A 17,824-nucleotide genomic window follows, 5' to 3' on the forward strand; every position below is an offset into this window, starting at 1 on the left:
TCAAATAGCAGCTTCACGGAAAAATATGTAGATTTCTTCAGCGAAGGATTGATCTTAAGCTATTTCTTCGGCGGTTGACAGGAATCTCTCTCCACTAAACGAGCTGGAAAGCTGATCGTGCTAAACGTCGGCTGCTGTGAATCACACAGCTCGATTACTTTTTCAACTGCAGCCTTAGACATTTCATAGATCGGCAAGCGTACAGAGGTCAGCTTAGGCTGAATACGGGATGCTAGCTGAATGTCATCAAATCCAACCATGGAGAGATCTTCAGGGACAATGATTCCGTGCTCGGAGAACGCTTCCATCGCTGATATAGCCATATCATCGTTGGAGGAGAAGAAGGCCGTTGGCAAAGGTTCACCAGAAGCAAGGAGCTTCTTAACCTCTTCGTAAGCAGTCTCTTTCAGAAAATCACCTTTCAGAATAAATCTCTCATTTACAGGCAGGCCATGTTTCTTCAGCGTATCTTCATAAGCCGTATAACGCTCTCGTCCAGAGTACGTATTCATTTGCCCACAGATGATGCCAATCTCTTGATGACCCAGAGAGATCAAATATTCAATCGCTTCTGTGGTGCCCTCGTAATCTTTGGAGTTCACAATGGCCAGATGATTGCGGTCAAGATGCTCCGACATAATCTCAGAAATATCATAATCAATTAATACGAGAGGAGAGTCAAGCCCTACCATTTCTCGGACGATATTAATATCCTTCTGAGTGCCGACAATGATACCGCCGTCAATCCGTTTTTGAAGAAAAGCTTGCTTTACCTTGATGAAATCGTCGGGAGAGTAAACTGTATGAATCAGTACATAACATCCGCGGGCATTCGAGGTGTCGACTACGGCATCAACGAATGGAGCAAAGTAATTGTTCTGATAAATTCGGGTAGTATTCTCCTTCTCGTTCATACTGATGGCGAAGAGTCCGATCGTATCGGTCTTCTTACCGGCTAAAGCCCTTGCAAAGCTGTTCGGTTCGTACTGATGTTGCTCAATCACCCGCAGCACTTTGGCCCGGGTCTCTTCAGGGACGTTGGAATAATTGTTGATCACGCGGGATACCGTACTTCGGGAAACCCCGGCCAACTTAGCTATATCTTCGCTGCGCATGTTTCCCCTCTTTTCATAAACGCGCGTTTATGAGTTTATTGTAAGCGAAAGCATTGTATAAATCAATCGTAAATAATAAGAAATTTGTGAAGAAGGGAAGAAACTAGTTAATAGTTTGTATAAGATTTTTGCAGAGAAAGTGCATTGAAAGCTATAAAAGTCATGCTACTATTGTGATAATGATTATTGAGAATGATAATCAATGAAAATATAGCACTGGAGTGAAGGGATAATGGTAAGATGGGGTCGGAAGTTTTTATGGTCAGCAGTACTTATTATGGCATTGACCGCGCTGGCGGCATGCGGAACGAATAGCAATACTACGAAAGATAATGTTGCTAAAACAGAGAATGCAGAGGAATCAACCTCAGCTAGCAGCACACCGAGCGAAGGAAGTGGAAATGCTTCGGAAGAGGTTGCAACTCGGACGATTACAGGGGAATTCGGAGATGTTGAGATTCCAGTCAACCCTAAACGGGTGGCCGGGATTTACCTTGAAGATTATTTGAAGGCATTGGGGATTACCCCGGTGGTTCAGTGGTATCATCCAAGCTGGGGCAAACAGGATTACTTAAATCTCGATGTGCCAGAATTTGATATCACCGGAAGCTTGGAAGCGTTGTTGGAGAAAGACCCTGACTTGATTATTGCGGACGGAGGCGCGGATGCGGCGAGGTATGAACAATATTCCAAGATAGCACCAACGTATCGTCTCCCTGAGGCGGCGCTGCAGGACTCAAGACAAGTGCTTACAGCGATTGCAGATGCGCTCGGTATTCCGGAGAAGGCTGAGGCTGTGCTCGCCGAGTATGATCAGAAAGTGGCAGATGGAAAAGCTAAACTGCAACAGGCTCTGGGGCAAGAAAAAGTAGCAGTGATCCGGCTCAACGTAGCGGATAAGACCTTTGCTTTGTTCGGTGTTAAAAACCGTTTTATCGGTGTGATTTATTCTCAATTTGGCCTGACACCCGTGCCTATGGCTGCAGAAATGACCGAATATCAATCTATTATTTCCGAAGAACTTATTCCTCAGCTTGAAGCGGATCATATCATCGTATTCCCTGACAACGGGGGCTGGGATACTGAAGGTAATCAGGAAGCGATCCAAATTCTTGATGGGCCGCTGTGGAAGAGCCTGCCCGCAGTGAAGAACGGGAATGTTTATAGAATGGAACGTTCCCACTGGCAGACTGGTGCCATCACGGCCAATTCGATGAAGCTTGATGACCTGCTGGAAGCTATGGTGAAATAAATGGCAGCCGCCTTGAAGGAATAGCAAAAATAAGGTCTATCAGCACCCTTGATAGACCTTATTTTTTGTTTTACACTGAAGTGAATGAAAATGGTTCTCAATTGGGGGCGGGAGAATGGCAAAAGATTTGCAAGACAGCCATAGAAGGAAGCTATTCTATAGCTTGATAAATATAGAAACCCAATCCCTGTCAGGAAGCGGACAGAGTGAGGTGTTTCAGGATCATACACTACTCATTGTATCGGAAGGACAGGGGTATGTTGAGGCTGAGTTGAGGCAGTTTCCACTGGAAAAAGGTACTGGGTTCTTGTTCGAACCAGGGTTATTAAGCAAAATCAATGCCGAGGAGCGGGGGCTTAGCTTTTATCGGCTTACTTTTGAAATCATCGAAACCGGGGAAAACAGGCAGAGTGAAATAGAAGGAAGGACTAAAGAGGACATCCTTCGATCTGGTTTGTTAAGCTGTAGACCCTTTTCACAATGTAAATTACTGCTAGAGGCTATCTACCATAGCCGTAGAAGCACAGATGAGATCGAATGGTTCGCAGGCCATACGCGCTTTCAGGAGCTGCTTCTGCTAATCATGCGTGCAAATTCCTCTTTCGTTCAGGTCACGGGTGATCATGAGGCAATACAGCGTTCCATTCACTATATGGAGGAGCATTATAACCAAGCCGTAACCGTTGATCAGTTGGCTGAAGTTGCAGGTATTACACGTGCGCGTTACACACAAACATTTAAAGAGGTGACAGGGAGGGTTCCCTTGGAGCATTTGAACGGGCTTCGTATCGAAAGAGCGCAGCAGCAGCTACTGCTGACGAATGACCGTATGCATGATATCGCGGTATCCGTCGGATATAGTAATGAGTATTATTTTAATCGGCGTTTTAAAAGATCGGTGGGTGTTACTCCAGGCCAATACAGAAGCTTCCATCAGGATGGGTTGAGGGTGTTTGCTCCTTTTTTGGAAGATTATCTATTGGCTCTGGATATTACGCCTGTGGCGCAATATTGTCACGCCGAGTGGGGGAAACAAGAGTACTTGGCTCTCCACAATGTGCCTGAGGTAGATATTTCGACTCGTAATTGGCAGGAGCTCTCCCGGTATACGCCCGAATTGATCTTGCTGGATAATGGCTTTCATCGTTGGCACCTGGAGGAGTGCAGCCGGATCGCTCCGTTGTTCAAGCTGCCTGTTCATCAAGAGGATTGGCGTGCCACATTGTATTCCGCAGCAGCAGTCTTTGGCAGAACGGAGCGTGTCCAGGAAGTGATCGACAATTATGAGCTTCAGGCACAGCAAGCCAAGCAGCTGCTTACCCGTTCCGTCCATAGTCAGACCATAGCTTGTTTAAGAATCTCAGTCTACGGAATCACTCTCTATGGATGTGAGCATTTGGGGTATACAGGAAGCGTGCTTCATCATGATTTGGGCTTGCAACCCCATAGTTTGGTTCGGAAGTTGACCCGTGGAAAGAATCGGGTAAACCTGACAAAAGAAGAGCTTGCCAATCTGACTGCGGATCATTTGTTCATTACCTTTGATCAGCTTGAAGGGGGAGGACGGGAACTGCTGGATACACAACTCTGGCGCAACTTGCCTGCTGTACGTAACGGCAGCGTATATGAGGTGGATTTCATGGCCTGGATGAATTACGGCGTATTGTCGCATCAGCGTAAGATTGAGGATGTATTAAGAGCGTTAGGATAAGTCAGAAACTAGACCAGATAAAAAAGAGGACAATAAGTGCCACTATACTGCTGACGCGGGTCATTAATAAATAAGCCTCACTTGGCTCAACGTCACCTTTGACCATCCATCCGTATCTCATGTACCATCCGAATCGTGGGAAAAAGATGTTAAGTAGCGCTAACAGAACAAAGAGGAAAATAAAAAAGCCCATGATTTATCACTCCTTTATGTAATGTATACGCGAAACTGTATGGAGGGTGTCCCGATTCATGTGTGAGTTTCCATATATTTATTTAAGCTTATGCAATATAGACTGATAAAAAATGAAAATTGCTTAAGGAGCGGATAAATCGTATGGAACACACAGGTCTTTTTTTCGGAGGGGGAGTAGGTGTTTTGTTCTTTTTAATTTGGTTGATATCAATTGGCTTGGGAATCTACTTCTTCGTTCTGCTAGTAAAATTGGCACGTAGAGGAATAGTGGCTTTAGATTTATACATCTACGCTAAAAATCGTGAAATACGTACTCGTTATGAGTCGGTTCCAGACAGGTCAGAGGAAATTTAAGGCCATTAAATGATTAATGATACTTAAAGTATCAGATACCCTAGCTACCTTAACAGGTAGTTGGGGTATTTTTTGTGGAAATATTCAGGACTATGCTATCGATGAGGTATGTTTAGCGGTGTACTGTTGTGTTTACATAAAAAAAGAGTTCGTTAAATAAAAAATGGTTTTCTAAAAATAAAGGAGGAATTGATCGATGTCTAACCAATATACGATGCAAGATCCTACCACTCAGTATACCAAGGCAGGACCTGAATTTCAACAGCAGCAACAAGAGCCGGGGCTTCAGAAGAAGATGAATCCCGTGCCTGATACAGGTGAAGATACCTATCAAGGCACCGGACGTCTGACTGGACGAAAAGCGATTGTTACAGGGGCAGACAGCGGGATAGGCCGAGCTGTTGCGATTGCTTTTGCTCGTGAAGGCGCAGATGTTGTCTTATCCTATATGCCGGAGGAAGAAGAGGATGCAAAGCAGGTTCTCAAGCTGGTGCAGGAAGCAGGACGAACCGCAATCGCCATCCCAGGTGATCTTAAGGATGAGGAGTACTGTGAACAGCTCGTCGATACTGCGGTCAAGCAACTGGGTGGGATTGATATTTTAGCCAATGTAGCGGGCAAACAGCAATTCGTCCCCGATATTGCTGATCTTACTACGAAGCATTTTGACGATACATTTAAGACGAATGTGTATGCCATGTTCTGGCTGTGTAAAGCGGCAGTGAAACATATGCAGCCGGGTAGCACCATCATCAACACTTCTTCCATTCAAGCCTATAACCCTTCGCCGATCCTATTGGACTACGCGACGACCAAGGCTGCGATCAATACATTCAGTAAATCTCTCGCTCAGCAAGTCGCTGATAAGGGCATTCGAGTTAATGTAGTGGCACCAGGTCCCGTATGGACACCTCTTCAGGTGGTGGGTGGGCAACCAGAGGAAGTGCTGAAGGAGTTCGGCGCGAGCACACCACTAGGCCGTCCGGGACAGCCTGCAGAGATGGCTCCGGCATATGTATTTCTTGCTAGCCAGGAATCGAGCTATATAAGTGGCGAAACGCTAAATGCCAATGGCGGAACTCCAACCCCATAGAATATTTAGTGGGATGTTGGTATTGTAAATACGGCGAATTATTCTAAAGCACCCTACTAATTTTAACTGTGGGGTGCTTTTGTTTTTATATGAAGAAAGGTGTATTATAGAATTTAATACTTTTTATCCCATTATTTTATAGAATATGATCTAGAACTGATCAAGATTGTCGAATACATAGATTTCCTGCGATTACCCGAGAAATATTTGAGTTGGTACAAGGTTTAGAGTTTAGTGTAGACCATAGAAAGAATTAGGAGCTGTATTATGTGTAAAAAGAAACTAGCAATACTCATTTTTTCCTTTGTTCTGATCATGGCGTGTTTTTCATCAGGAGCAGTCTTCGCGGATAAAGGAAACGGAGCTGTAATGGATAGTGGAACAAAGGAAAGGCTGATGGAAAAGTATGATCTTGTAGAGCCTGAACTTACAAATCCAAAATCACTTTGGAGCCAAAGCGATTTTGGAGTCAGTAACCCTATTGCTATATTTGTAGGTATCAGTAGGTTATATCTGAATCCATATGTTTTTGCTGCGCAAGAAATGATTAATCATTTGATTGACCGAAGCCGTCCACATTAATGACCCATGAGAGGGTCATTTTTTAATAAGAGATAAATTAATCGCTCGTTATTTGTATATCTTTCAAAATATAATCCCAGCTATCATAATCGTTCATATCATCAGGAAATTCTAACACACAAATATGATTAATATTCCAATGGATTTCTCGTACTGATGTTAATTCACGAACGGGATAAAGGATAAGGACAGTGAATTCGTTCGGCTTTAATATATCAGACAAAATCGCTTGTAGCTCTACAGCCTGTTCGTATGTGGCGAACCATCTAATGAATAGAATTTTTTTACTGCTTAGTAATTTGTCCCAAAATCTCTTAATTCGTAAATCCAGCTTTGCTTTATAAGATGGATAGGTCGTAGACCAATGTTTACCTAAGGTGATAGGAAAATCATGTACCGAGATAATGTTATAAAAGGTATCCTGAATAAAATACGATTTCACTAACGTATTCTTGTTTCCATTAGGATAAGCGGGCACTCCATCCTCTAGAAAAAAATGTGTCTCTTCGAGCATTTGCAGATTTGTTAACTCCATAAAATTCTGAAATCTATTTTTATAAAGTCTGTTTACATCAGTTAATGAATAAGAAATCATCCAGTCGAGAGGCATGGAGAATGTTCTCAAGTTATTTCTTTGCATATTTATAGCAGGAGCACAAGACATACCTAAGCTTACGATTAAATCATAGCTCTTCTTTACATCTTGTAAGTTCATGGACTCACCTAATTTCGATCAGATTCAGGTTCTATTCAACGTTAAAAAAGAGCAGCAACTTAGCTGCCCTCTGAAAATATTAATGGCGTTGTAACAGCAAATAGCCGCTAATCCTTGAAGTTTTTTTACGAAACACCACTTTAAAACCTATGTCATTATCTAATAAACAAGCTAAGGCGGTGTCAAGTAGCCCGTTGGGTCTTAAGCTAGGTCGACAAGGCTCAGCATTTCCAATGATGCGGACAGAAATAATCCTACGTGCAGAGCCACGAACCAAAGGATTTCTGCTCCAAGTGATCAATACCAAATCAGGTTGACGAGTTGCCATTCTGATCCACCCCTTTCTATTAAGCTTCTCTATATAAAATGCACAATAGATTGTAATGTGCTATACAGAAGCGGAGTGCTATTTTGATCAGCGGTGGGAATTAAAGAGTTACACTTGTTTAATTTAGGTTTTCAGAATACAATAAAGTAAATTTATGGATGTTCGAATAGCGTAAACGTAGATGACCACAAGGGAGCATATATTCATAACACCGTACGACTGAGCAAGTATTTGATCAATGATCAAATACTTTTTTATTTTCGTTTATAAGAAGCTAAATAGGGGGACACGATGAAGATAGGGAAACCGATTAGAAAGAAGGTATACGGATTTATTTTGCAAGACAATGAAGTTGGAGAAAAGACCTTATTAGTTTATCTTAATGTACCAGAAGTACCCTTTAGATTAGTAGGTGGTAATGTCGATGCCGGGGAAACAGAAGAAGAAGCCTTATTCAGGGAAATTCAAGAAGAAAGTGGACTTAAACAATTTAAATTAGTAAAGAAAATAGGAACACAATATTATTATAAGGATTATATAGATGCAAATGTTGAAAGACATGACTACCTTCTGATTCCAGAAACAAGATTACCTGAAAAGTGGAGATTCACTGGAGAGGGTGAAGGAGAGGACTGTGGAACTGTTTTTAACTACCAGTGGATAAAACAAGATGAAATATACTTATTAGATAAAGAATTTAGAGAATATATATCGGAAAAATACATACAAGAATTGTTCGGCAATGGATAGGAGGTAACTACCATGCCCATTAGATGATCCTTACTCTGAGGTGATAGATATGAATAATCGTAAAATCTTCTCATTTCTTCCTTTGATCATTTTTTTATTTATAATATGGTACCTTTTGATGGCAAGTACATCTGCTGTTGTTAATGTAGTGTCAGTAGATAAAAGAGAAATAGTAGTACAAAATATGAGCGGTGATCAAACTACAGTCACAATCCCAAAAGGAATATTTAAGTTGATTAATATAAATGAGGAGTACTTTGTTTCCTATAATAGTAGAATAGGGCAAAAACCTTTTTTAACTTCAATAGAACCAAGTGCTAAATGATTATTGGAAGCAGATTTAACAATAGAACTTATGAATAAAATGGCTGATATATAAAGCATAAAATTGGTGGGATTACTTTGCGTGTAGTAAAGCATATCATGTTATGGTTTGTTTCGACGATTTTATTCACCTTGGCCACTTTTGGATTAGAGCTATGGGAAGGAAATAAGATCAGTACGACTGAATACTATGGGTTTCAAAATATAGGATTTGTTTTTATTTTCTTAGCATTTCTTTTTTCAGCCGTTCTTTACCCAATTATAATTTTTCCTTTCTCTTGGGTTGTTCGAATGATTGCAAATCCTTTGATTAGCCGCATAATGATATTGCTTCTGAGCGGTATCGGGGGATATGTTTTCTTTTACAAGGCATACGATGAACGCTTTATACAGGAATATCATTTGAATAGTAGTATAGCCATTATCCTTTTTGGTATTGCCGGTTCCATTTATGTCTTGGTGGATTATTATCTTGATCAGAGGAGTTGAATACATGAGCTATTTTGAAAGAGTTAATAAAATATCAAACATTTTATTTTGTGTTTTTGGATTGTTTTTTATTTTGACTATAATTTTCTTTTCTACTAGCAGCTTCTCAGAAATCTTGCGTTATAATTTCACAAATGACTTAAGAGGAGCAATGATTACAGTCATTTGTTTTATGATCTCTTTATTTTCACTTGTCCTGGGCATTACTTTGAAATGTCTTGTAAAAGACTCTGATGAAACGATCCAGCTTATCGCCACAAGAATAAAGTAGTTGTTGAAATCTCAGCATGTATAACAAATCCCTGCAACATTTGCTTATGATGAAACCATTATATTGGATATTCGTATTCCTATAAAATGATGTTGAAAGGTCGTGTGCGTGATGGATAATGGGTATTTTGTTGGATGGGGTACATTAGCATTAATAAATGCTGGGTTAGCACAAGGTAAAAATAGGAGTGGATTAAACTGGTTTTTAATTTCTTTGCTTTGTGGCCCATTGGCTACATTTTTTCTTGTAATATCGAGTAAGCTGCAAATTCATTAGCCCATTATATTTCGGGAGGGGATTTTTTGCTGAAAGCACTAAGGCTGTTCGGTATTCTATTTAGTGCAGCAACAATCATTCTGGCAATACTATTTTTCCGCGATCAGGATCAAGCGATCATGTCTTGGACAATGATGGGGATGTGTGGAGCTCTGATTTTTAATGGAGGAGCTACCTATTTTAAAACTAAAGATAAAATGGCTGCTCTATCTTCGATTGTTGGGATGGTACTCTTAATATTCTCGTTTACTAAATTTCCATTTTAATAAAATACCCCATCAACCTATAAAGGTCGGTGGGGCTTTTTTACGTTTTATCTCTTTTTCAATCAAGTTATAGTAGGTTGCTGCAGGCTATGCTTATTTCTTTTTCTTCTTTGTAGGTCCAATCTGGCGCCTTACTTTATTGTTCTCATCAACCTCAATAATATAAATGTCCTTCACTGTACCGGAAAGAGTAAACCATTCACGTAGAGCATCAGCTTCAGTCATTGGTCCCAATATTCGTTTTCCCCTATAACATATAAAAAACACTCCTACTCCTTAGTGAGTTTGCGAAAATGCAATAATCCTCAAAACGATACTCATTAACGATTTTCAGTAAGTCTCATTATTTTATATTAATGCTAAATTATAGGTGATGCAATATTGAGAGATTATTCCTGTTTAGTTCAAATAACGTTTAGATAAGGAATCATAGGGATGAGACCCCATAAGGAGAGATAAACGGTTCCAGAAGAATGGAAATCAAAGCTGTGCGAATTTGAGGTCATTAAAGAAGGTTATTGGAAAGGTTGGGGGCACCTTAGACCAGTGGTTTTAGTGTTTGGTTATAGATCCATGGCGATGTTATTTTTGACTTTTCGAAGTTCATGCGAAGCTATCAGTGAGCACGATACAAACCAGCGATTGACAAAATAGAAGAGCTGCCTAATACTAATTGATAATCATTATCAATGTTTAAGATGTAATTAACTTAAATAGATTGTGTTACGGATCGGAGTGAAATGCAAGATGAAGTTGGAAGATCATATTGCCGCATGGAATTATGCAGCCGTTAAAGTGCTGGATATTCGACATACTGTGATGGAGCCTGGGAACAAGCTGCAAGGCTATATATTACCTGCATGTGGATTTATCTACTGTGTGCGGGGTGCGGCCAGCTTGAATCTCAACGGTATAGATTACGACGCAGACCGTCATTTTATTGTGCATGGTGGCAAGGGGATGAGACTAAGCATAGAGGCAGGGAAGATCTTTGAATACTATTTATTATTTTATAGAGCCTCCTTACCAGGAAGAAAGGATTTAGCAAGACTTTTGGAACGAAGCAATCCATTTCGGATGCAGTATGGCTTCGAGTCTTTAGAGCCATTGCCACTGCACTATCAACTAATGGCAATGGAGCAACTCTGGGCACAAGGAGGCTTATTGGAAAGAATTCAAGTTAAAGGCTTGTTCTATCAGTTTATACATGAATTATTAAAGCAGTTTACAAAGAATGGAATAAACCTCAGGCAACCGGATGTCATTGGGCAGGTTGTCCGTTATATTGAGGTGCATTATCGTCACAATTTATCACTAGAATCTATAGCGGAGCAATTTAATTATAGCCCTCGTCATTTATCAACGCGTTTTAAAGGGGAGACGGGGTTCAGCTTGATCGAATATTTGATACGATACCGGCTTGAACATGCAGAAGAGCTATTACGATGTACCGATGCTCCACTCCGCGATATTGCAGAAGAAGTTGGATATAGCGATGTATATTACTTCAGTCGTATGTTTAGTAAATATAATGGTCAATCTCCCATCCGATTCCGCAAGGAAAGCAGGCAGATGAACTCATCGGAGAATCGTCCATTTACCACCGCCAGATTCTCCATTGGCGAGAACATATCCTCCCGATATAATGTTGTTGAATATGATAATCATTATCAATATTGTTATCATAATAAAATAACCGGAGGGTCTTCACCTATGCGAATAACAAAGACATCAAGTTTTATTGTAGCGATGCTGCTTAGCTTTACCTTGCTTTTAAGTGCATGCGGATCTGCAAACGTTGGTTCTACTGCCACGAATTCTAAGGGATCCAAAGCTTCTGAAGTTACATCATCATCAGCCAATAATTCAATTGCAACTGACAATAACAATAAAGAGGCTCAGACAAGAGCTATCTCTACGGTAAAGGGAGATATTGTCGTTCCAGCTAATCCAGAGAGGGTTGTGGTGTTATACCTTCAAGGGGATCTTGTTGCCCTCGGCATTAAGCCAGTAGGTACTTCGAGTGTCTTTGAAGGAGCGGCCTTTGCAGAAGAGCTGGGAGGTATTGAAGATCTTGGTTCATGGTATGAGCCTAATCCAGAGGCTATTATGGCAGTAAAGCCGGACTTGATCATAGCTGCTTCTGAAGAAACTTACGAAATCCTTAAGGATATTGCACCGACCATTCCAATTCCTTATGAAAAAATGGCGACGGACGAACGTATAATGAAGATTGGCGAGGTATTTGGCAAGGAGCAGGAGGCACAAGCTTTATTAGATAATTTCCACGAGAAGTTGGAGAGAAGTAAGCAGAAGCTTGATGAACTTGGAATTTTAGATAAGACGGTAACCATTATCGAGGGCGGCAAAAAAGAGATGGCGGTGATCGATAGCAAGCTTTACGGAAGAGGCTCTCAGATCATTTATGAATATTTAGGACTAAAAGCACCAGAGATTCTTCAGAAGAAGATTGATGGCAGGGAGAAGGCTACTGGAGGGTTTGTTTCCTTAGAAGTGTTACCTGAGTATATAGGAGACTTCGTGTTCCGCTCTGTATGGGATGGGGCTGATGATTTGTCGGACAACCCTATTTGGAACAGCATTCCAGCAATCAAAGAAGGTAGATTGATCGAAATTGGGTTTGATTTTTCATATTATTCCGATATCTACTCTCTTGATAAGCAGCTAGATTTTGTAGTTGAGAAGCTAGTGTCAGCGTATGAAAAAAAATAGAAAGCTAGATGATAGAACAGCTGTTATCCCTAATTTAAGAGGGAAATCGTATTTCGGTCTGTTTTTACTCCTAGGGATATTGCTGCTGCTGCTTTCAGTAGCGGCTTCTATCTCTTTTGGCTCTGCTTCCATGAGCCTGAAGATGGCATGGACAGCGATTTTTAATTTTGATTCTGAACTGACCGAGCATCAGATTATTCATGCCCTTCGAATTCCGCGTACAGCAGCTGATATTATTGCGGGGATGTGTCTCGCGGTAGCAGGAGCGGTTATGCAAGGTTATACGCGAAATCCCTTAGCAGATTCCGGATTAATGGGAGTAAATGCAGGAGCAGCTCTTGCAATGGCCGTTACACTGGTTTTTCTTCCAGGGCAACTGCAGACAACAACCTTGCTGGTTAGCTTTATTGGCGCAGGACTTGGAGCAGGATTAACGTATCTTGCCGCTTCATTGAATCGTTCAGGAATGACACCTCAACGACTGGTGCTAGCTGGAATATCAATTACAATGCTTTTTGGAGCTGTGGGGTCATTTATCTCATTAAACTATGGAATTGGTCGTGCCCTTGCTTATTGGACTTCGGGAAGTGTGGCTGGAGCAACATGGATGGAAATTAAGCTAGTTATTCCTTGGTTCTTAGGTGGGCTGGCTTTATCATTATTCATTGCACGCTCTATCACTGTTTTAAACTTGGGGGAAGAGATCGCGAAAGGCTTCGGGCAACGGATCGTTCTCGTTAAGATGATAGCTACGCTTGCGGTCCTTTTACTAGCGGGTGTAGCTGTTGCACTTGTAGGGCCAATCGGCTTTGTAGGGTTGATTATTCCGCATATTATGCGTTTTTTTGTAGGTGTAGATTATCGTTATATTATTCCAGCATCAGCCATTTACGGCGGCGCACTTATGGTTGCAGCGGATATCGCAGGAAGGGTGATTAATCGTCCGGCAGAGACAGCACTGGGCATTATTTTTGCAATGATTGGTGTTCCTTTCTTCTTGCTAATTGCGAGCAAAGAGAGGAGAGCCTTTAAATGAATGTTGTTAAATCGCATAAGGCTACAATATGGATTCTATCTCTCATAATACTGCTTATTGCAGGAGCTATTCTTAGTCTTAATATGGGAAAGGTGTCCCTCAATCCACTTGAAGTATTTCAAGTATTGCTTGGACAAGGTCCAGAGGAACATAATCTCGTTGTTTATAAGTTTCGTCTTCCTCGGATCGTATTAGCGATACTTGTTGGATTTGGGATGGCACTGGCAGGTGCAGTTATGCAGGCGTTGCTGCGCAATGATCTGGCTGATCCCGGCATGCTTGGTATTAGCTCAGGTTCAGGTCTTATGGTGTTGCTGATTATCTCAACGGTAAGCATTCAAGGCACCGCTATAACATTATTACTGCCGTCTATGGCATTCTTAGGTGGTCTGCTGGCAGCAGCTCTGATCTATATTCTAGCCTATAGAAAACGTCGTATGATTTCTTCTACACGACTTGTCTTGACTGGTGTTGCGATCAATATGGGGTTTAGTGCGCTGTCGTTATTCCTAACTTTAAAGCTTGATGACCAGAAGTATGAGTTTGCGCAGCGTTGGCAAGCAGGATATTTATGGGGGGACAAGTGGTCTTATATCAGCTTGCTGGCACCTTGGGTATTGCTGCTATTCGCATATATTCTTTCCAATTTCAGGACATTGAACATCTTAGTGCTAGGTAACGAAATTTCGATAGGATTAGGAGTCGCTGTAAAGAAGAAATTTTTGCGTCTGGCGATTGCGGCTGTAGGCATTGCTTCTGGCTGTGTAGCGCTCGGGGGCTCGATCTTCTTTATTGGATTGATTAGTCCGCATGTGGCGCGCAAGTTGGTAGGTCACGACTACAAAGTACTTCTACCAACTTCAGCACTTATTGGTGCGCTATTACTGCTTGTAGCGGATACGATTGCTCGGACGGTTAGCTTTAAGTCGGATATTCCCGCAGGGATTATTGTAACAATGCTGAGTGTGCCTTACTTCCTATATTTATTGATGCGTTCAAAATAAATATCGGAGTTCTTTCCAACGTATAAAAAAGCCTTCTTTTTGGGTTTTGCCGCGAGCTCTTACGAGGCTTTTGAAAAAACAAAAAAACCGCGAAGATCCTTGATTATACAAGGCTTTTCGCGGTTTTTAAATTTCTCTTCTTGGACTTATCTTCTGCTATCATGCAACCCCAATGCTTGGTGTATCAAGTAGAATTACGACTGAGTGTGAGTAGAACAGTGTCGCAGTAGACCCAAACTGCTCATTAGAGAATTCTAAAAAGAGGCCGTTACGTAGGCTCAAAATTTCTCGGGTTTTGTAATTTTAATTGAGGCTACTTCTCCGCACTTTTTACAAAATGTATATATAACCGGGGAGCCAAAAGTAAAAGATTTACCGATGGGCATTACTCTAGCATCCACAGCGTTTACTTCACCTTTAGCAAAGGTAGTACTTCCACAAGCTTTACAAGTTAAGTTTTCTTGATTCATAATAACCATCCTCAAAAAAAATATTTATTAATTAATACGATTTATCCCAAATATAGGTTTCATTATTAAAAAGTAGTAATGAACAGTACGAAGATACAGATCATTAAGGGAGTAGGAGTGTCCCTTCTCTCCCAAAGGTTATGACGAAGTAGACGCATACCGCGCACCGAAAAGTTCAATGAATTACTGCTTTTTGTTTTTTTTGAATACTCCAAACAACACCGCAAAAATTAAAACAACGATTACAAAACTGATTGATATCGCTCCTTTTTGGGATTATAGCATGATCTGTTCGTTTGTATAATTCCAAATAATTAAGTGATAAAGGGGAGTACTGCGATAGAATTGAAAGGATTGTAAACAGGCTTCCACGTATTTCATGTTGCAAAAGTGGGAAGGAAATTATATATCAGTAAAGCGGAATTTAGGAATTGGTTGGAGGATAGAATCGATGATATTTTCCCAGAGGATCACATGAACTGATACGAAAAGTAATCGCGATTCGTATCAAATTCGTATCACAGGGGTTTTTAATAGAATGATAAGTGAATAGAAAACAAAAAAAGCCTTGAATATCAAGGCTTTCACATATAGGACGGATGGGGTTCGAACCCATGACCCCTACCCTGTCAAGATAGTGCTCTCCCGCTGAGCTACCGTCCTGCGACGAATTTCATAATACCATACGATAGAGTAGGATGGCAATTCTTTTTTTACAATCTATAGGGATGATAGTTTACATAGTCTTTAAAATAATAAGAAAAGGGGATGCCGCTCCATCCCCATGAGCCACGTCAGATAAAGAACGGGAGTAGAAATATATCGCTTATACCGAAAAAAGGGATGCGTCGTGGAAAGAAGCGACGTCTTGGGAAAAAGCCAGGCCGGAATCCAAATTGTCTATACGCCGATTCGTGTGTAGGCATTCCGTTTAAACGTTCTACCATTTCGTTGCTAGGAACCGCAAGAGTAACATAGTTTTGATCTACATGGGCAATAAAGCCATCAAAGGACTGACCGTCAGTCGTTGTAATACCAACGTATTTGTTCATACAATTCCAACTAACCTGTTGATGTAAATTTGCATTTGTATCCATAAATAACCTCCTCAATTGAATAACCCTGATAACAGTCTATGGTTCGTAGCCTATAACGTTCACGGCGTTAGCCTATAGGGTAACCATAAAATTTGGGTTATTTTGTGTGAGGTGGTGGTTGTGTATTGGAGCGGAATCACTTTCTTCCCTTGAATAATAGTGAAAATTATCCATTATCTGTTTGTTTGACCTTGAAACGATTCTAAAAGTTGCGTCGTATACTTAGCCGAGTGCTTTTTTATGGAAATACTCCTTAAGCACTTATGATAAAATGGAGGGTAATGTACAGCAGTTAGATAAAAATTGAAAGAAAAAGGAGCTTGAGATCTTGCCGCAAAATGAGCAGAAAAAGAATTCTTCCACGCCATGGAAATGGTTGGGGGGCGGGGCGGCGATGCTCCTGATTAAAGGAAAGGCGATTTTGTCTCTTCTGAAAATAGGTAAAATTGCCGGGCCGTTAATATCAATGATGATTTCAATATGGGCTTATGCTTTGATTTACCCGTGGGGGTTTGCCGTGGGCTTTGTCCTGCTCTTGCTAGTCCATGAATTAGGACATGTAATAGCAGCGAAACGGATCGGGCTTCCAGTCAGCGCTCCGCTGTTTATACCGTTTTTGGGAGCTTTAATTACAATGAAAAAACAACCGCTGGATGCCCAGACGGAAGCTTATATTGCTTTTGGAGGTCCGATCTTAGGAACCATTGGGGCTACAGCCGTTTTTGGGGCGGCTTATTACATGGATAGTCCACTTCTCTATTCCTTGGCTTATATAGGTTTTTTACTTAATTTGATCAATCTGCTGCCGATTCACCCGCTTGACGGTGGCCGTATTGCAACCGCGGTGACGCGCTGGCTGTGGCTTGTGGGGCTCGTGGGTGGTTTAGCCATCATCATCTATATGCGTTCGATCTTGTTCTTTATTATTTGGGCGTTATTTGCTTACGATCTGTATAACAAATATGTCAAGAAACGCACTAACAATCGCCTTTATTCTGTAACGAAGAGTTTCTTAATTCCAGTAGAGCCACTTAGAGATGCAGGCTACATGATTCCAGGACCAGAGCATAGAAGAGATTTACCTTTTACTACTTACAGTGATTTGGAAAGACAGCAGTATGTAGGGGTGAGATGGGATCAACTGAACTACATTGGTAGAGCTGCGCTTCCGCAGCAATGCATCATTGAAAAGGTACGTATCTCGCAGCTAGAGCCTGTGACCTTAGAGAATGGGCTTCATCTTAAGATGAATTGTGATATTAGCTATTCGGTCTACGAGAACGATAAGTATTACGATGTGCCGGCTAGCTCACGCTGGAAATACGGTATCGCTTATTTTGTATTAGCTGGCTTTCTGGCAGGAATGATGTACATGGTCCATGTCGTTGGAAATGTGAATCTATAAGGGCTAGAATCGGGGAATGAAGTGATCCAATGGTTTATAAAACTCATGAACCGTCAAAGCTGTAATGAGAATAACCACAGTTGAACGGTGAAAGGAGTAAAACCATGCCTAAATTTTTGAAATGGGAAGTCGGCGTTTGTCTGCTGTTACTGATGGTTTTGGGAGGATGTTCCGAGGCGAAGCCAACAAAAGTCATGGAAATCAAAGAAATGACTAACCTAGATGGAAAGCCAAAAGGTCAGTACCCTCCATTGTCACCAGTGATGCAAGACACATACAATCGTTCAATTCCTGAAGAAGTATATTCTGCAGATTAGAGCAGCGTAGAAGATGATTTCTCATGCTCAGGCTTTTCTTT

The 17,824-nt window shown here is 41.2% G+C and carries 20 protein-coding genes and 1 tRNA gene; 13 read left to right on the forward strand and 8 right to left on the reverse strand.

Annotation, left to right across the window (positions count from 1 at the left end; translation table 11 throughout):
- Positions 1 to 59 precede the first annotated feature (59 nt).
- Positions 60 to 1,115 carry a LacI family DNA-binding transcriptional regulator gene (locus tag NSS87_RS12000; protein ID WP_042187264.1) on the reverse strand — a complete coding sequence of 352 codons (1,056 nt, stop codon included), beginning with the start codon at positions 1,113 to 1,115 and terminating at the stop codon, positions 60 to 62.
- 232 nt (positions 1,116 to 1,347) lie between these two features.
- On the opposite strand from NSS87_RS12000, the gene NSS87_RS12005 reads away from it, so the two are divergent.
- Positions 1,348 to 2,367, forward strand: a complete 1,020-nt coding sequence (locus NSS87_RS12005; protein WP_256989875.1) for an ABC transporter substrate-binding protein — start codon at positions 1,348 to 1,350, stop codon at positions 2,365 to 2,367.
- Positions 2,368 to 2,482: 115 nt separating this feature from the next.
- Positions 2,483 to 4,078: a helix-turn-helix domain-containing protein gene (locus NSS87_RS12010; protein ID WP_339247333.1), complete on the forward strand. Its 1,596-nt coding sequence runs from the start codon at positions 2,483 to 2,485 to the stop codon at positions 4,076 to 4,078.
- 1 nt (position 4,079) lies between these two features.
- On the opposite strand, the gene NSS87_RS12015 is transcribed toward NSS87_RS12010, so the two are convergent.
- Positions 4,080 to 4,271 carry a DUF6199 family natural product biosynthesis protein gene (locus tag NSS87_RS12015; RefSeq protein WP_042187270.1) on the reverse strand — a complete coding sequence of 64 codons (192 nt, stop codon included), beginning with the start codon at positions 4,269 to 4,271 and terminating at the stop codon, positions 4,080 to 4,082.
- Between the two features lie 552 nt (positions 4,272 to 4,823).
- On the opposite strand from NSS87_RS12015, the gene NSS87_RS12020 reads away from it, so the two are divergent.
- Positions 4,824 to 5,720: an SDR family oxidoreductase gene (locus tag NSS87_RS12020; RefSeq protein ID WP_042187274.1), complete on the forward strand. Its 897-nt coding sequence runs from the start codon at positions 4,824 to 4,826 to the stop codon at positions 5,718 to 5,720.
- 267 nt (positions 5,721 to 5,987) lie between these two features.
- Positions 5,988 to 6,302 (forward strand): hypothetical protein, encoded by a 315-nt coding sequence (locus NSS87_RS12025; protein ID WP_339247337.1) that lies wholly within the window; start codon positions 5,988 to 5,990, stop codon positions 6,300 to 6,302.
- Positions 6,303 to 6,339: 37 nt separating this feature from the next.
- Here the strand turns inward: NSS87_RS12025 and NSS87_RS12030 are convergent, their stop codons facing one another.
- Both NSS87_RS12030 and NSS87_RS12035 read right to left on the reverse strand, forming a co-directional pair.
- Positions 6,340 to 7,017: a DUF1796 family putative cysteine peptidase gene (locus NSS87_RS12030; protein WP_042187278.1), complete on the reverse strand. Its 678-nt coding sequence runs from the start codon at positions 7,015 to 7,017 to the stop codon at positions 6,340 to 6,342.
- A 79-nt stretch (positions 7,018 to 7,096) separates the two neighbouring features.
- Positions 7,097 to 7,345 (reverse strand): hypothetical protein, encoded by a 249-nt coding sequence (locus tag NSS87_RS12035; RefSeq protein ID WP_076299475.1) that lies wholly within the window; start codon positions 7,343 to 7,345, stop codon positions 7,097 to 7,099.
- A 291-nt stretch (positions 7,346 to 7,636) separates the two neighbouring features.
- Between NSS87_RS12035 and NSS87_RS12040 the strand changes: the two genes are divergently transcribed.
- The 4 genes from NSS87_RS12040 (at position 7,637) to NSS87_RS12055 (ending at position 9,721) form a co-directional block, all read left to right on the forward strand.
- A complete protein-coding gene (locus NSS87_RS12040; RefSeq protein ID WP_339247340.1) occupies positions 7,637 to 8,095 on the forward strand; it encodes an NUDIX domain-containing protein in 459 nt (152 codons plus the stop codon).
- A gap of 49 nt (positions 8,096 to 8,144) precedes the next feature.
- On the forward strand, positions 8,145 to 8,420 hold the full coding sequence (locus tag NSS87_RS12045) for a hypothetical protein (protein ID WP_143763994.1): 276 nt from the start codon (positions 8,145 to 8,147) through the stop codon (positions 8,418 to 8,420).
- Positions 8,421 to 8,497: 77 nt separating this feature from the next.
- The gene (locus tag NSS87_RS12050) at positions 8,498 to 8,908 is read left to right on the forward strand and encodes a hypothetical protein (protein WP_339247343.1); all 411 of its coding nucleotides are present in this window, start codon (positions 8,498 to 8,500) and stop codon (positions 8,906 to 8,908) included.
- Positions 8,909 to 9,481: 573 nt separating this feature from the next.
- A complete protein-coding gene (locus tag NSS87_RS12055) occupies positions 9,482 to 9,721 on the forward strand; it encodes a hypothetical protein (protein WP_339247346.1) in 240 nt (79 codons plus the stop codon).
- Between the two features lie 93 nt (positions 9,722 to 9,814).
- Here the strand turns inward: NSS87_RS12055 and NSS87_RS12060 are convergent, their stop codons facing one another.
- Entirely contained in the window at positions 9,815 to 9,955 is a 141-nt protein-coding gene (locus NSS87_RS12060) for a hypothetical protein (protein ID WP_156113100.1), read from the reverse strand.
- Between the two features lie 513 nt (positions 9,956 to 10,468).
- Here NSS87_RS12060 and NSS87_RS12065 point away from each other — a divergent pair.
- Genes NSS87_RS12065 through NSS87_RS12075 form a run of 3 tightly spaced genes read left to right on the forward strand, consistent with a single transcriptional unit; the run spans position 10,469 to position 14,494 of the window.
- Positions 10,469 to 12,454 (forward strand): AraC family transcriptional regulator, encoded by a 1,986-nt coding sequence (locus tag NSS87_RS12065; protein ID WP_339247349.1) that lies wholly within the window; start codon positions 10,469 to 10,471, stop codon positions 12,452 to 12,454.
- Positions 12,441 to 13,490, forward strand: coding sequence for an iron ABC transporter permease (locus NSS87_RS12070; RefSeq protein WP_339247351.1), 1,050 nt, complete (start codon positions 12,441 to 12,443; stop codon positions 13,488 to 13,490). Before NSS87_RS12065 ends, NSS87_RS12070 begins: the two co-directional genes overlap by 14 nt.
- A complete protein-coding gene (locus tag NSS87_RS12075) occupies positions 13,487 to 14,494 on the forward strand; it encodes an iron ABC transporter permease (protein ID WP_339247354.1) in 1,008 nt (335 codons plus the stop codon). Before NSS87_RS12070 ends, NSS87_RS12075 begins: the two co-directional genes overlap by 4 nt.
- 278 nt (positions 14,495 to 14,772) lie before the next feature.
- Here the strand turns inward: NSS87_RS12075 and NSS87_RS12080 are convergent, their stop codons facing one another.
- The 3 genes from NSS87_RS12080 to NSS87_RS12090 all read right to left on the reverse strand — a co-directional run bounded on the left by NSS87_RS12080 (position 14,773) and on the right by NSS87_RS12090 (position 16,061).
- Positions 14,773 to 14,964: a hypothetical protein gene (locus NSS87_RS12080; RefSeq protein ID WP_111505197.1), complete on the reverse strand. Its 192-nt coding sequence runs from the start codon at positions 14,962 to 14,964 to the stop codon at positions 14,773 to 14,775.
- A 591-nt stretch (positions 14,965 to 15,555) separates the two neighbouring features.
- Positions 15,556 to 15,627, reverse strand: a tRNA-Val gene (locus NSS87_RS12085).
- Between the two features lie 131 nt (positions 15,628 to 15,758).
- Positions 15,759 to 16,061: a hypothetical protein gene (locus tag NSS87_RS12090; RefSeq protein WP_042187286.1), complete on the reverse strand. Its 303-nt coding sequence runs from the start codon at positions 16,059 to 16,061 to the stop codon at positions 15,759 to 15,761.
- 328 nt (positions 16,062 to 16,389) lie between these two features.
- Here NSS87_RS12090 and NSS87_RS12095 point away from each other — a divergent pair, with 328 nt between their 5' ends.
- Both NSS87_RS12095 and NSS87_RS12100 read left to right on the forward strand, forming a co-directional pair.
- Entirely contained in the window at positions 16,390 to 17,466 is a 1,077-nt protein-coding gene (locus tag NSS87_RS12095) for a site-2 protease family protein (protein WP_339247360.1), read from the forward strand.
- Positions 17,467 to 17,570: 104 nt separating this feature from the next.
- Positions 17,571 to 17,783, forward strand: coding sequence for a hypothetical protein (locus NSS87_RS12100; RefSeq protein WP_076282950.1), 213 nt, complete (start codon positions 17,571 to 17,573; stop codon positions 17,781 to 17,783).
- Positions 17,784 to 17,824: the final 41 nt, after the last annotated feature.

This window comes from Paenibacillus sp. FSL F4-0243 (assembly GCF_037963295.1).
In the GTDB taxonomy this organism is placed as follows: domain Bacteria; phylum Bacillota; class Bacilli; order Paenibacillales; family Paenibacillaceae; genus Paenibacillus_AQ.

What these genes read in the sequence shown, in the direction of transcription:
- NSS87_RS12000 (WP_042187264.1), bottom strand. Translation starts at nt 1,115, where the DNA reads ATGCGCAGCGAAGATATAGCTAAGTTGGCCGGGGTTTCCCGAAGTACG.
- NSS87_RS12005 (WP_256989875.1), top strand. Translation starts at nt 1,348, where the DNA reads ATGGTAAGATGGGGTCGGAAGTTTTTATGGTCAGCAGTACTTATTATG.
- NSS87_RS12010 (WP_339247333.1), top strand. Translation starts at nt 2,483, where the DNA reads ATGGCAAAAGATTTGCAAGACAGCCATAGAAGGAAGCTATTCTATAGC.
- NSS87_RS12015 (WP_042187270.1), bottom strand. Translation starts at nt 4,271, where the DNA reads ATGGGCTTTTTTATTTTCCTCTTTGTTCTGTTAGCGCTACTTAACATC.
- NSS87_RS12020 (WP_042187274.1), top strand. Translation starts at nt 4,824, where the DNA reads ATGTCTAACCAATATACGATGCAAGATCCTACCACTCAGTATACCAAG.
- NSS87_RS12025 (WP_339247337.1), top strand. Translation starts at nt 5,988, where the DNA reads ATGTGTAAAAAGAAACTAGCAATACTCATTTTTTCCTTTGTTCTGATC.
- NSS87_RS12030 (WP_042187278.1), bottom strand. Translation starts at nt 7,017, where the DNA reads ATGAACTTACAAGATGTAAAGAAGAGCTATGATTTAATCGTAAGCTTA.
- NSS87_RS12035 (WP_076299475.1), bottom strand. Translation starts at nt 7,345, where the DNA reads ATGGCAACTCGTCAACCTGATTTGGTATTGATCACTTGGAGCAGAAAT.
- NSS87_RS12040 (WP_339247340.1), top strand. Translation starts at nt 7,637, where the DNA reads ATGAAGATAGGGAAACCGATTAGAAAGAAGGTATACGGATTTATTTTG.
- NSS87_RS12045 (WP_143763994.1), top strand. Translation starts at nt 8,145, where the DNA reads ATGAATAATCGTAAAATCTTCTCATTTCTTCCTTTGATCATTTTTTTA.
- NSS87_RS12065 (WP_339247349.1), top strand. Translation starts at nt 10,469, where the DNA reads ATGAAGTTGGAAGATCATATTGCCGCATGGAATTATGCAGCCGTTAAA.
- NSS87_RS12070 (WP_339247351.1), top strand. Translation starts at nt 12,441, where the DNA reads ATGAAAAAAAATAGAAAGCTAGATGATAGAACAGCTGTTATCCCTAAT.
- NSS87_RS12075 (WP_339247354.1), top strand. Translation starts at nt 13,487, where the DNA reads ATGAATGTTGTTAAATCGCATAAGGCTACAATATGGATTCTATCTCTC.
- NSS87_RS12080 (WP_111505197.1), bottom strand. Translation starts at nt 14,964, where the DNA reads ATGAATCAAGAAAACTTAACTTGTAAAGCTTGTGGAAGTACTACCTTT.
- NSS87_RS12090 (WP_042187286.1), bottom strand. Translation starts at nt 16,061, where the DNA reads ATGGATACAAATGCAAATTTACATCAACAGGTTAGTTGGAATTGTATG.
- NSS87_RS12100 (WP_076282950.1), top strand. Translation starts at nt 17,571, where the DNA reads ATGCCTAAATTTTTGAAATGGGAAGTCGGCGTTTGTCTGCTGTTACTG.